This window comes from Variovorax sp. RA8 (genome assembly GCF_901827175.1).
Lineage (GTDB): Bacteria > Pseudomonadota > Gammaproteobacteria > Burkholderiales > Burkholderiaceae_C > Variovorax.
Window position 1 is genome coordinate 3,901,099 of the sequence record NZ_LR594662.1, and the last position, 13,210, is coordinate 3,914,308.

11 protein-coding genes are annotated in these 13,210 nt (G+C 68.6%); 8 read left to right on the top strand and 3 right to left on the bottom strand.

Annotated elements, in window-relative coordinates; translation table 11 throughout:
• Positions 1 to 105: 105 nt before the first annotated feature.
• Together ompR and E5P3_RS18260 are read left to right on the top strand one after the other, a co-directional pair.
• A complete protein-coding gene (gene ompR / locus E5P3_RS18255) occupies positions 106 to 837 on the top strand; it encodes an osmolarity response regulator transcription factor OmpR (protein WP_028250078.1) in 732 nt (243 codons plus the stop codon).
• Positions 838 to 920: 83 nt separating this feature from the next.
• Complete coding sequence (locus E5P3_RS18260) at positions 921 to 2,324, top strand: sensor histidine kinase (RefSeq protein ID WP_068679600.1); 1,404 nt, start codon at positions 921 to 923, stop codon at positions 2,322 to 2,324.
• Positions 2,325 to 2,333: 9 nt separating this feature from the next.
• Here the strand turns inward: E5P3_RS18260 and ispF are convergent, their stop codons facing one another.
• Positions 2,334 to 2,819: a 2-C-methyl-D-erythritol 2,4-cyclodiphosphate synthase gene (gene ispF / locus E5P3_RS18265; protein WP_162587262.1), complete on the bottom strand. Its 486-nt coding sequence runs from the start codon at positions 2,817 to 2,819 to the stop codon at positions 2,334 to 2,336.
• A gap of 19 nt (positions 2,820 to 2,838) precedes the next feature.
• Positions 2,839 to 3,543 carry a 2-C-methyl-D-erythritol 4-phosphate cytidylyltransferase gene (ispD, locus tag E5P3_RS18270; RefSeq protein WP_162587263.1) on the bottom strand — a complete coding sequence of 235 codons (705 nt, stop codon included), beginning with the start codon at positions 3,541 to 3,543 and terminating at the stop codon, positions 2,839 to 2,841.
• A gap of 92 nt (positions 3,544 to 3,635) precedes the next feature.
• On the opposite strand from ispD, the gene mfd reads away from it, so the two are divergent.
• From mfd to E5P3_RS18300, 6 genes are all read left to right on the top strand, one after another.
• The gene (mfd, locus tag E5P3_RS18275) at positions 3,636 to 7,115 is read left to right on the top strand and encodes a transcription-repair coupling factor (RefSeq protein WP_162587264.1); all 3,480 of its coding nucleotides are present in this window, start codon (positions 3,636 to 3,638) and stop codon (positions 7,113 to 7,115) included.
• Positions 7,112 to 7,828, top strand: coding sequence for a phosphoserine phosphatase SerB (gene serB / locus E5P3_RS18280; RefSeq protein ID WP_162587265.1), 717 nt, complete (start codon positions 7,112 to 7,114; stop codon positions 7,826 to 7,828). Before mfd ends, serB begins: the two co-directional genes overlap by 4 nt.
• 310 nt (positions 7,829 to 8,138) lie before the next feature.
• On the top strand, positions 8,139 to 8,918 hold the full coding sequence (locus E5P3_RS18285) for a tripartite tricarboxylate transporter substrate binding protein (protein WP_332107384.1): 780 nt from the start codon (positions 8,139 to 8,141) through the stop codon (positions 8,916 to 8,918).
• A 3-nt stretch (positions 8,919 to 8,921) separates the two neighbouring features.
• Positions 8,922 to 9,389 (top strand): tripartite tricarboxylate transporter TctB family protein, encoded by a 468-nt coding sequence (locus E5P3_RS18290; RefSeq protein ID WP_162587266.1) that lies wholly within the window; start codon positions 8,922 to 8,924, stop codon positions 9,387 to 9,389.
• Between the two features lie 7 nt (positions 9,390 to 9,396).
• Positions 9,397 to 10,902: a tripartite tricarboxylate transporter permease gene (locus E5P3_RS18295; protein WP_443083288.1), complete on the top strand. Its 1,506-nt coding sequence runs from the start codon at positions 9,397 to 9,399 to the stop codon at positions 10,900 to 10,902.
• 5 nt (positions 10,903 to 10,907) lie between these two features.
• On the top strand, positions 10,908 to 11,972 hold the full coding sequence (locus E5P3_RS18300) for an Ldh family oxidoreductase (protein ID WP_162587268.1): 1,065 nt from the start codon (positions 10,908 to 10,910) through the stop codon (positions 11,970 to 11,972).
• Between the two features lie 13 nt (positions 11,973 to 11,985).
• Here the strand turns inward: E5P3_RS18300 and E5P3_RS18305 are convergent, their stop codons facing one another.
• Positions 11,986 to 13,173 (bottom strand): aminotransferase-like domain-containing protein, encoded by a 1,188-nt coding sequence (locus tag E5P3_RS18305; protein WP_162587269.1) that lies wholly within the window; start codon positions 13,171 to 13,173, stop codon positions 11,986 to 11,988.
• Positions 13,174 to 13,210 lie beyond the last annotated feature (37 nt).

Consider the following 13,210-nt stretch of genomic DNA (forward strand, 5'->3'; position numbering starts at 1 on the left):
GCGCCCGCAAGTTTTGTAACTTAGTGTCAAAGCATTGTGAAAAGCGCCTCAATGAGGCTGCAACACCCTCAAAATTGGCGTTGTTACAAATTGGGCGTTGTAGAAATGAATCAAGCTCCGGCTCGCACAGACAAGATCGTGATCGTCGACGACGACGCACGCATTCGCGACCTGCTGCGTCGCTACCTGACCCAGGAAGGCTTCGAGGTCATCGTGGCGGAAGACGGCAAGGCACTGAACCGCATCCTGTTGCGCGACACGGTCGACCTGATCGTGCTCGACCTGATGATGCCCGGCGAGGACGGCCTCTCGGTCTGCCGGCGCCTGCGCGCCGCCAACGACCGCACGCCCATCATCATGCTGACCGCCAAGGGCGAGGACGTGGACCGCATCGTCGGCCTGGAAGTCGGCGCCGACGACTACCTGGGCAAACCCTTCAATCCCCGCGAGCTGCTGGCCCGGGTGCACGCGGTGCTGCGCCGCCGTCCGCCGCTGGAGGCGCCCGGGGCGCCCTCCACCGACAACGAGACGGTGAACTTCGGCCCCTTCAGCTTCGACCTGGGCTCGCGCACCCTCAAGAAGGACGGCGAGGAGCTCTCCCTCACCACCGGCGAGTTCGCGATGCTCAAGGCGCTGGTGCGGCATCCACGCCAGCCGCTGTCGCGCGAGAAGCTGGCCCAACTGGCGCGCGGCCGCGAGTTCGAACCCTTCGACCGCAGCCTGGACGTGCAGATCTCGCGCCTGCGCAAGCTGGTCGAGTCCGATGCTGCGGCGCCGCGCTACATCCAGACGGTCTGGGGCGTCGGCTACGTGTTCGTGCCGGACGGCACCACTTGAGGCACTGAGCTCTCGTGGCCGCCACTCTCGGCCCCAAGACGACAACGCCCAGCCCCTTAGGCGAAGACGGCCCCCAGGTCACCTTGCCGAGCCCGCTGGAGGGGCTCGGACAGTCCCGGCGCAAGCCGCGGCTGCAGCTGGGCCTGAGTCTCTTCTGGCGAACGTTCTTCCTGCTGGTGCTGCTGCTGGTCGGCTGTACGGTGGCCTGGCTGCAGACCTTCCGCGCCCTCGAGTACGAGCCCCGCGCCATCCAGACCGCGCACCAGATCGCCTCGCTGGTCAATCTCACGCGCGCGGCGCTGGTCTATTCCGATGCCATCACCCGCGTCTCGCTGATCAAGACCCTGGCCGACCAGGAGGGCGTGCGCATCCTGCCGCGCGAGCCCAACGACCGCTTCACGCCCTACACCACCGGCGCGCTCGACGCTCGCGTGACCGAGGAACTGATCGACCGCCTCGGCGAAGGCACCACCGTGGCCAGCCGCGTCAACGACGAGCCCGGTCTCTGGATCGGCTTCACGATCGAGAGCGACGCCTACTGGCTGCTGCTCGACCCCACGCGCTTCACCCGCTTCGGCGGCCGTACCTGGCTGATCTGGCTGGCGACGACCATGGCCCTTTCGCTGGCGGGCGCGGCGCTGATCACGCGCCTGATCAACCTGCCGCTCAAGCAGCTGTCGCGCGCCACCATGCAGGTGCGCGAAGGCGAGTACGAGGCGCACCGGCTGGACGAGCGCGCCCGCACCAACGAGATCCGCGCGGTGAACGTCGGCTTCAACCGCATGGCCGACCAGCTCGCCAAGATCGAGCAGGACCGCGCCGTGATGCTGGCCGGCATCTCGCACGACCTGCGCACGCCGCTCGCGCGGCTGCGTCTTGAAACCGAGATGAGCGTGACCGACGAGGACGCGCGCGAGCACATGGCTGCCGACATCGCGCAGCTCGACGCGATCATCGACAAGTTCCTCGACTACGCGCGCCCCGACCACGTGGACTTCAAGCCGGTGCTGCTGCGCGACGTGATCGACGCCTGCACCTACGCCGTGCAGGATCACGAGGACATCAAGATCAAGGTCGACGTGCCCTCCGACCTGCGCGTGATGGCCGACGAGGTCGAGCTGCAGCGCGTGATCTCCAACCTGGTCGAGAACGCGCGGCGCTATGGCAAGACGCCCTCCACCGGCGTGGCCGACATCACGATCCAGGCGCAGGCCCACAACGACGCGGTGCTTATCAAGGTGCGCGACCACGGCGCCGGCGTGGCGCCGGCCCTGCTCTCGCAGCTGAGCAAACCCTTCTTCCGCGGCGACGTCGCGCGCACCTCGGCGGCCGGCGCCGGCCTGGGCCTGTCGATCGTGACCAAGAACATCGAACGCATGGGCGGCACCTTCGCCCTCACCAGCACGCCGGGCCGCGGGCTCGCGGCGCACATCCGCATGCCGCGGGCCGCCTCGGTCAAACCAGAGGCCGCGCCGGCGGGCAAATGAGCGCCCTTCTCACCGGTGCAGCAGCGCCACCGCACGCGCTTCCATAGCCCGGCCCTCGCCCACCGGGCCGAGCTTCTCGGCCGTCTTGGCCTTGACGTTGACCTGAGCGGGCGCGACCTCGAGCGCGGCCGCGATGCGCGCGCACATGGCCGGGATATGCGGCGCCAGCTTCGGCGCCTGCGCTATCACGGTGCTGTCGATGTTGCCGATCTGCCAGCCTGCGGCGCGCACGCGCCGCGCCGCCTCCGCCAGCAGCACGGCCGAATCGGCGCCACGGAACTGCGCATCGGTGTCGGGGAAGTGGCGGCCGATATCGCCCAGCCCGGCGGCGCCCAGCAGAGCATCGGTGATGGCGTGCAACAGCACGTCGGCGTCCGAATGGCCGAGCAGGCCGGTGACGTGCGGAATCTCGATGCCGCCCAGGATCAGCTTGCGGCCAGAGACCAGCTGGTGCACATCCCAGCCCTCGCCGACGCGGATGTCGAATGCGCTCATTTCAGGTGCTCCACACGCCTCATCCCCGACTCTTCAGAAGCGCCTCGGCCAGCGCGAAGTCCTCAGGGAAGGTGAGCTTGAAATTCTGCGCGCTGCCCGGCACCAGCAAGGGTGCGAGCCCGATGCTTTCGATCGCGCCGGCTTCATCGGTGACCGAATCGCCGGCACGCTCCAGTGCATCGAGCAGCATGCCGATGCGGAACATCTGCGGCGTCTGCGCCAGCCACTTGTCGGCGCGTGTCAGCGTTCCCGCCACCCGGCCCTCCGGAGAGGCGACCTTCAGGGTGTCCGGCAGGCGGTGGGCCAGCAGGCCGCCCACCGCATCGTGCTCGCAGGCCGCGATCAGGGCCTCGATCTGCGTCGGCGTCACCAGGCAGCGGGCCGCGTCGTGCACCAGCACCCAGTCGTGCGGGCCGGCGCCGGCAGATTGCCTGAGCGCCAGCAGGCCGTTGCGCACGGTAGCCGCTCGCGTCGCGCCGCCGACCTGCAGCAGATATTCGCCCTCGGCCGGGAAGCGCGGCAGCGCAGCCCCGACTTCACGGTCCTGGGGCGACACCACCAGCGCGATGCCGGCAAAGCGACCCGTCAGCGCGCGAAAGGCCTCCAGCGTGTGGCGCACCATTGGCCGGCCCGCGATGCGCTGGTACTGCTTGGGGCCCGTGCCGCCGGCGCGGCTGCCTGAGCCCGCGCAGGGAATGAGGACGAAAAGACGTGAAGGGGTCATGAGGTCCCAACGGCGAAAGGGCAGCCATTCTAGAATCGGTGTTCACACCCCTCGCTGCCCGGCGCGGGGTGTTCTGCATTTCCTTCTCGTTCATGGACCTCCCCGCTCTCACCGCAGGCAAGCGCTTCACGCTGCCGCGCCCGCCTCTCTCCGCTGATGCGCTGCTGCTCGCGCAGCTGGCCGAACGCGAGAAATCGGCCGGCCGCGCCACCGCCGTCTTCACCGCCGACGCCAACGATGCGCAGCGGCTGATCGACGAGCTCGCCTTCTTCGCGCCCGAGCTGCGCTGCGCCCTGTTCCCCGACTGGGAGACGCTGCCCTACGACAGCTTCTCGCCGCACCAGGACCTGATCAGCGAGCGCCTCGCCACGCTTTGGCGCATCAGCCAGAAGGAAGCCGACGTGGTGCTGGTGCCGGCCACCACCGCGCTCTATCGCCTGGCGCCGCCGGCGTTCCTGGCGGGCTACACCTTCCACTTCAAGGCCAGGCAGAAGCTCGAGGAGTCCAAGCTCAAGGCCCAGCTCACGCTGGCCGGCTACAGCCACGTGACGCAGGTCGTGAGCCCGGGCGAGTACGCGGTACGCGGCGGGCTCATCGACCTGTTCCCGATGGGCTCGCAGGTGCCCTTCCGCGTCGACCTGTTCGACGACGAGATCGACTCGATCCGCACGTTCGACCCGGACACCCAGCGCAGCCTCTACCCCGTGCCCGAAGTGCGCCTGCTGCCCGGCCGCGAGTTCCCCATGGACGACGAGGCCCGCGCGCGCTTCCGAAGCCGCTGGCGCGAGCTGCTGGAGGGCGACCCCACGCGCAGCCGGCTCTACAAGGACATGGGCAACGGCGTCGCGACCGCCGGTATCGAGTACTACCTGCCGCTCTTCTTCGAGGAGACGGCCACCGTGTTCGACTACCTCGGCGCAGAAACGACCATCGTGCTGCATGGCGATCTCGAACCCGCGTTCCAGCATTTCTGGCAGGACACCGGTGAGCGCTATCGGCTGGTGCAGGGTGACCCGGAGCGGCCGGCGCTACCGCCGGAGGCCTTGTTCCTGAATGCGGAGCAGTTCTACCAGCGCGCGAAGCCGCATGCGCAGTTGGCGATTCGAGGCGGGGCCGAGGCCAGCCCCTACGCCGAATTCGAGGCGCTTCCGCGCTTCGCCGTCGTCCGCGGAGCCGACGACCCGCTGGTCAAGCTCAAGGTCCACATTGCCGCCACCCCGCACCGCGTGCTCTTCCTCGCCGAAAGCGATGGCCGCCGCGAAAGCCTGCTCGACTTCCTGCGCGCCAGCGGCGTCGGCCCGCCCGCCTTCGACTCGCTGGCCGAGTTCGAAGCTTCGCCCGGCGAGAAGATCGGCATCGTCACCGCAGCGCTGGTGGCCGGCTTCGCCTGGATCGAGCAGGGCATCGACTTCGTCACCGAGACCGAGCTCTTCGCCACCGCCCCATCGGCGCGCCGACGCAACCGCAAGCAGGAGCAGGTCAGCGATGTCGAAGCGCTGATCAAGGACCTCAGCGAGCTGGCGGTCGGCGACCCGGTGGTGCATTCGGCGCACGGCATCGGGCGCTACCGCGGCCTGATCCACATGGACCTGGGCCAGGGCAACGACGCCGAGGGCAAGCCGATGCTGCAGGAGATGCTGCACCTGGAGTACGCCGACAAGGCCACGCTCTACGTGCCTGTCGCACAGCTGCACCTGATCAGCCGCTACACCGGCGTCAGCGCCGACGAGGCGCCGCTGCACAAGCTCGGTTCAGGCCAGTGGGAGAAGGCCAAGCGCAAGGCCGCCGAGCAGGTGCGCGACTCGGCCGCCGAGCTGCTCAACATCTACGCCCGGCGCGCCGCGCGCGAGGGCCACGCTTTCCGCTTCTCGGCCGCCGACTACGAGGTCTTCGCCAACGACTTCGGCTTCGACGAGACGGCCGACCAGAAGGCCGCGATCCATGCGGTGATCCAGGACATGATCTCGCCGCAGCCGATGGACCGCCTGGTCTGCGGCGACGTCGGCTTCGGCAAGACCGAGGTCGCCCTGCGCGCCGCCTTCGTCGCGGTGACCGGGGGCAAGCAGGTCGCCTTCCTCGCCCCCACCACCCTGCTCGCCGAACAGCACTACCAGACGCTGATGGACCGCTTCGCCAAGTGGCCCGTCAAGGTCGCCGAGATGAGCCGCTTCCGCTCGACCAAGGAGATCAATGCCGCCGCCAAGGGCCTGGCCGACGGCAGCGTCGACATCGTCGTCGGCACGCACAAGCTGCTCTCCAGCAGCGTGAAGTTCAAGAACCTCGGCCTGCTCATCATCGACGAGGAGCACCGCTTCGGCGTGCGCCACAAGGAGGCGATGAAGGCCCTGCGCGCCGAGGTGGACGTCCTCACCCTCACCGCCACCCCGATCCCGCGCACGCTGGGGATGGCGCTCGAAGGCCTGCGCGACCTCAGCGTGATCGCCACCGCCCCGCAGCGCCGCCTCGCGATCAAGACCTTCGTGCGCAACGAGGGCACCGGCGTGATCCGCGAGGCCGTGCTGCGCGAGCTCAAGCGCGGCGGCCAGGTCTACTTCCTGCACAACGAGGTCGAGACCATCGAGAACCGGCGCCAGAAGCTGGAGCAGATCCTGCCCGAGGCCCGGATCGCTGTCGCCCACGGCCAGATGCCCGAGCGCGAGCTGGAGCGCGTGATGCGCGACTTCGTCGCCCAGCGCTACAACCTGCTGCTGTGCTCGACCATCATCGAGACCGGCATCGACGTGCCGAGCGCCAACACCATCGTCATGAGCCGCGCCGACAAGTTCGGCCTGGCGCAGCTGCACCAGCTGCGCGGCCGCGTCGGGCGCAGCCATCACCAGGCCTATGCCTACCTGATGGTGCCGGACATCGACGGCCTGACCAAGCAGGCCGCGCAGCGCCTCGACGCCATCCAGCAGATGGAGGAGCTCGGCTCCGGCTTCTACCTCGCGATGCACGACCTCGAGATCCGCGGTGCCGGCGAGGTGCTGGGCGAGAACCAGAGCGGCAACATGATGGAGATCGGCTTCCAGCTCTACAACGAGATGCTGGCCGAGGCCGTGCGCTCGCTCAAGGCCGGCCACGAGCCCGACCTGCTGTCGCCGCTGTCCGTCACCACCGAGATCAACCTGCACGCACCCGCCCTGCTGCCCGAGGACTACTGCGGCGACGTGCACCTGCGCCTGTCCTTCTACAAGAAACTCGCGACCGCGAAAACCTCCGACCAGATCGACACCCTGCTCGAGGAGATCGTCGACCGCTTCGGCAAGCTCCCGCCCCAGGCCCAGACGCTGATCGATATGCACCGGCTGCGGGTGCTGGCGCGGCCCTACGGCGTGGTCAAGGTCGATGCAGCGCCGGGCGCGATCCACATCACCTTCAAGAAGGACCCGCCGGTCGACTCGATGGCCATCATCCAGCTAATCCAGAAGAACAAGCACATCAAGCTGGCGGGCAACGAGAAGCTGCGCATCGAGCGGGAACTCAAGGAGCCGAAGGAGCGGGCGCAGATGGTGCGGGACGTGCTGCGCAGCCTCGGACAACCCAAGACAGAGGAAGCCACCCCGGCATGACCAACGCTCTTCGAGAAATCTCCCCCGGCCTCGCCATCCGGCGCATCACCCCGCCGCTCGCCCTCGCCGACTTCAAGCTGATCGCCTTCGACATGGATTCGACGCTGATCAATATCGAATGCATCGACGAGATCGCCGACGCGGTCGGCAAGAAGGCCGAGGTCGCCGCCATCACCGAAGCCACGATGCGCGGCGAGATCAAGGACTTCAAGGAAAGCCTGCGCCGCCGCGTGGCCCTGCTGCAGGGCGTGCCGGTCTCGGCCCTGCAGGAGGTCTACGACCAGCGCCTGCGCCTCAACCCGGGTGCCGAGGCGCTGGTGGCCGCCTGCAAGGCGGTGGGCCTCAAGGTGCTGCTGGTCTCGGGCGGCTTCACCTTCTTCGCCAACCGGGTGAAGGAGCGGCTGGGCATCGACTTCGCGCGCTCCAACCTGCTCGACGAGGCGGACGGCAAGCTCACCGGCCGCGTGGTGGTGCAGTCCTGGGGCGACATCTGCGATGGCGCGGAAAAGCGCCGCACGCTGCTGGAAGTCGTTTCGCTGCTCGGCATCTCGCCCGCCGAATGCATCGCGGTAGGCGACGGCGCCAATGACTTGCCGATGATGGGCGAGGCGGGGCTGTCAGTGGCCTACCACGCCAAACCCAAGGTACGCGAAGAGGCCATGGTCGCGATCGACGAAGGCGGCCTCGACCGATTGCTCGAAGTCGTGCGCTGACGCGCCGGGGAAACCGGTTTCTTCCTAAGGCAAAAGGGACCGGCGCTGTCCTAGGGTTATCTTCAGTTTCGCGTGCAGTGCCCCAGGTGCTTGAATGTCTGGGCAACAACGAAGGAGCAGATATGAAGCGCCGCCAATCCCTGGTCGCACTCGGTGCAGCCGCCACAGCCCTGGTCCTGCCCGGGCTTGCCCACGCGGCTTACCCCGAGCGCCCGATCACCATGATCGTGCCGTGGGGCGCCGGCGGCGGCACCGATGCCGTGGCCCGCATCATCGCCGCCGAGCTCGAGAAGGAGCTCAAGCAATCAACGTGGTCAACCGCACGGGCGGCAGCGGCGTGGTCGGTCACCAGGCCATCGCCTCCGCCGCGCCCGACGGCTACACGCTGGGCATCGTCACCGTCGAGATCGGCATGATGCGCCACGCAGGGCTGACGCAGCTCTCGGGCGCCGACTACACGCCGCTCGCGCTCATGAACTTCGACGCCAACGCCATCTTCGTGCGCGAGGACTCGCCGATCAAGAGCGCCAAGGAGCTGCTCGATGCGGCCAAGGCCAGCCCCGGCAAGCTCAAGGCCAGCGGCACCGGCCAGGGCGGCATCTGGCACCTCGGCCTTGCGCAATGGCTGGTCGACAACAAGCTGCCCGGCAACGCGATCGCCTGGGTGCCGAGCCAGGGCGCCGCCCCGGGGTTGCAGGACCTGATGGCCGGCGGCGTCGACGTGGTGTCCTGCTCGCTGCCCGAGGCGCGTTCGCTGATCGATGCCGGCAAGGTACGCCCCTTGCTGCTGCTGGGCGCCAAGCCCGATGCCATCTTCCCCAAGGTTCCGCTGTACACCGACGCGACGGGCAAGACATGGAACGCCGGCGCCTGGCGCGGCATCGCAGCGCCAAAGGGGCTGCCGAAGGAACAGACCGACCAGCTCGCCGCCACGCTCAAGAAGATCTTCGACGGCAAGGCCTACCAGGACTTCCTGGCCTCGCGCGGCTTCGGCGCCCTCTATGCCGACCGCGCCGATTTCGGCAAGTTCATGGCCGAGAAGGACGCGAGCTTCGCGGTGGCGATGAAGGCTGTCGGCATCGCCAAGTAAGCGATGCGTATCCACGACAGCCTGATCGGCGGCGTCCTGCTGGTCCTGGCGCTCGCGGTGCTTTGGCACGTCCAGAGCTTTCCGCCGGCGGCGGGCCAGGACTTCGGGCCGGCGCTCTTCCCCGGCCTCGCCGCAGCCGGCCTTGGGTTGTGCGCGCTGGTGCTGACCTGGCAAGGCCTTCGCAGCGGGCAGCCCCTGCTCAGGCTCGGTGAAGGCATGCGCTCGCCGCGGCGACTGGCCGCCTTCGCGCTCGTCATTGGCGGCATGGCGTTCTACATCCTGCTGGCCGACCGGCTCGGCTTCCTGCTGTGCAGCCTGCTGGTGCTGACGCTGCTGCAATGGGCCTGCGGCGTGCGGCCGCCGGTCGCGTTCGGGGTGGCGGTGCTGGCCACGCTGGTGATCCACACCTGCTTCTACAAGCTGCTCAAGGTGCCGCTGCCCTGGGGCGTGCTGCAGCCTGTCGCCTGGTGAGGCACGGCTGATGGATCCGGTGCTCCTCGCCCTGCAGACGGTCGCCACGCCGACCGTGCTGATCGTCATGCTGCTGTCCGGGCTCTTCGGCATGTTCGTCGGCGCCGTCCCGGGGCTTACCGCGACCATGGCGACGGCCCTGCTCGTGCCCATCACCTTCTTCCTGCCGCCAGTGCCGGCGGTCGCGGCCATCGTCACTGCCACGGCGATGGCGATCTTCGCGGGCGACATCCCCGGCGCCCTGCTGCGCATCCCGGGCACACCCGCCTCGGCGGCCTACACCGACGAGTCCTACGCGATGACACGCAAGGGCCAGGGCGAGATGGCCCTGGGCATCGGCCTGGTGTTCTCCTGCATCGGCGGCCTGTTCGGCACCGCCGTGCTGATCCTGGCCGCCCCGGCGCTGGCCGAGGTGGCGATCAAGTTCAGCTCCTTCGAGTATTTCTGGCTGGTGCTGCTGGGGCTGACCTGCGCCGTCTTCATCACCAGCGACACGCCGCTCAAGGGCCTGATCACGCTGTTCCTGGGCCTGCTGCTGGGCTGCGTGGGCCTGGAGAATCCGGCCGGCCACCCGCGCTTCACCTTCGGCAACACGGATCTGCTCGGCGGCCTGACCCTGATCCCCGCAATGATCGGCATGTTCGCCATCTCCGAGATCCTGCGCTTCACGGTCACGGCCGAGGAGCTCGCGCGTTTCAAGAAGCAGATCGGCTCGGTCTTCGCCGGCATGGGCGGCCTGATGCGCAAGTACCCGGCTCAGACCCTGCGCGGCAGCGTGCTGGGCACCGCCGTGGGCATCCTGCCCGGCGCGGGCGCCGACATCGCCGCCTGGATGTCGTACGCGATGAGCAAGAAGCTGTCCAAGGAGCCCGAGAAGTTCGGCACCGGCCATCCGGAAGGGCTGGTCGAGGCCGGCGCCGCCAACAACAGCGCGCTGGCCGGCGCCTGGGTGCCGGCGCTGGTGTTCGGCATCCCGGGCGACTCGATCACCGCCATCGTGATCGGCGTGCTCTACATGAAGAACATGAACCCGGGCCCGATGATCTTCATGAACAACGCGCACAGCGTCTACGCGGTGTTCATCGTCTTCATCCTCGCCAACCTGCTGATGCTGCCGCTCGGGTGGGCTTGCATCAAGGCTTCGGCGCGCATCCTGCGCATGCCGCGCAATGTGCTGATGCCGATCATCCTGGTGTTCTGCCTGGTGGGCGCCTTCGCCATCAACAACGCGCTGTTCGACCTCTGGATCCTGCTCGGCTTCGGCGTCGCGGCCTGGCTGCTCGAGGAGAACGGATTCCCAGTCGCTCCGGCCATCCTGGGCATGCTGCTGGGCAAGATGCTGGAGGAGAACTTCATCACCTCGATGATCAAGTCCGACGGCCGCTGGCTGTCCTTCGTCGAGCGGCCGATCGCCGCCGGGTTGGCGCTGGCGACGCTGCTGGTCTGGTTCGGCTCGGCCGGCCTGGCATGGCGGCGCCGGCATCGACGGCTGCAGCCTGTCGCGGCACACTGAAGCGCATGAAAAGCACCTCTCTGCGTTACGACGCTGCCGCCCTGGCCCATTACGCGGCGCAACTCCTGCAACGCGCCGGCCTGGCCGAAGCCATGGCCCGCACGGTGGCCGACACGCTGGTGCAGGGTGACCTGCTGGGCCACGACACGCATGGCCTCGCCCTCCTGGCCGGCTACGTGAAAGAACTGGAATCCGGCGCGATGAAGCGCGACGGCGCGCCGCTGGTGGTCTCCGACCGCCCGGCCGCCGTGCTGTGGGACGGCCAGCGCCTGCCCGGCCCCTGGCTCGTGCACCAGGCCCTGGACCTGCTGCTGCCGCGCGCACGCGAACTGGGCACCGCCTCGCTGGTCATCCGCCGCAGCCACCACATCGCCTGCCTCGCCGCCTACCTGCTGCGCGCGCTCGAAGAAGACATGCTGCTGGTGCTGGCCTGCTCCGACCCCAACACCGCAAGCGTCGCGCCCTTCGGCGGCACGCAGGCGGTCTTCACGCCCAACCCGCTCGCGCTGGGCTTCCCGATCGCCGGCGGCGGCGTGATGGTGGACATCTCGGCCTCCATCACCACCAACGGCATGAGCAACCGCAAGCGCCAGGCCGGCGAGACCTTCGACTACGAAGTGCTCATCGACGCGAAGGGCCGGCCCTCGAAAGACCCGGCGGTGCTCTTCGAACAGCCGCCCGGCACCCTGCTGCCGGTGGGCGGCCAGACCCATGGCCACAAGGGCTACGGCCTGGCGCTGCTGGTCGAATCGCTCACCGGCGGGCTGGCCGGCCATGGCCGCGCCGATCCGCCCGAGGGCTGGGGCGCGACGGTGTACCTCACGCTGCACGACCTGGACGCCTTCGGCGGCAAGGCAGCCTTCCTGCGCCAGATGGACCACGTGGCGGCGCAATGCCGCACGAATCCGCCCGTGGATGCCGCCAAGCCCGTGCGGCTGCCGGGCGAGCGCGGACTGCAACGGCGCGCCGAGCAGCTCGCCGCGGGCGTGTGCCTGGCGGCCTCGATCGCGCCCTCGCTGCAAGCCGCCGAGCAGCGCTACGGCCTGAGCCTGGCCGACGCGCTGCGCTGAGCCAGCCGCAGGCTCAAAGCGCCGAGCCCAGGCGCGCGATGCCTTCCTCGATCTTCTCGAGATTGGCGGTGGCGAAGCTCAGCCGCAGCGTCGCCACATCGGGCTTCTCGGCGAAGAATGGCGCGCCGGGCACGAAGGCCACCCCCTTCTCGATCGCGCGCTGGGCGAGCACGTTGGCATCGGCCAGCTTGCCGCCCGCGCCCGTCAACCGGGCCCAGAAGAACAATCCGCCACCCGGCTGCGTGAAGGCGATGGCGTCGCCGAGCTCGCGCTTGAGCGCCGCACCCATCGCGGCCGCGCGCTCCGCGTAGACCTTGCGCACATGCGCCAGCGTGTCGGGCATGCGCCCGCTCTTGAGGTATTGCGCGGCAGTGGCCTGCGCGAAGGTGCTGGTGTGGGCGTCGCTGAACTGCTTGCACATGGTCGCCTTGGCCAGCAACTCGGGCGGCGCGATCATCCAGCCGATGCGCAGGCCCGGGCTCAGCACCTTGCTCAGGCTGCCGCAATGCACCAGGCGTTCGCGGCTGCCCGCCACCTCCTGGGTCAGCGACATGAGCGAGGGCGGCGGCGCCTTGCCGAAGTACAGATCGCCGTAGGGGTCGTCCTCCACGAACACCGTGTCGTGCTTTACCGCGAGCTCCAGCACCTTCCGGCGGCGCTCCAGGCTCAGCATCGCGCCGCTCGGGTTGCCGAAGGTGGGAATCAGGTAGACGAACTTGGGCTTGTGTAGGGCGATCAACTGCTCCAGCCGATCGACCTGCACGCCCTCGGCGTCGATCGGCGCGCTGATCAGCTGCGCGCCGTAAAGGCGGAAGCACTGGATCGTCGCGAGGAAGGTCGGTCCCTCGACGATCACCTTGTCGCCGGGCGAGATGAGGGTCTTGCCCAGCAGGTCCAGCGCCTGCTGGCTGCCGGTGGTCACGATCAGTCCGTCGGGCGCGACCTCCACGCCCTTGCCCTTCATGAAGGCAGACAGCTGCGCACGCAGCGGCTCGTAACCCTCGGTGGCGCCGTACTGCAGGGCCCCGCCCGGCTCCTCGGCCAGCGCCTTGGCACTCGCCTCCTTCAGCCCCTCGACATCGAACATCGCGCTGTCCGGGAAGCCACCCGCGAAGCTGATGATGCCGGGCTTGCCCAGCAGCTTGAAGAGTTCTCGGATGGCGGAGGTTTCGACGTTGTCGAGGCGGGTGGCGAATTGCATGGGAACCTGCTGCGAATGACGGAAGGGCTGCCATTGT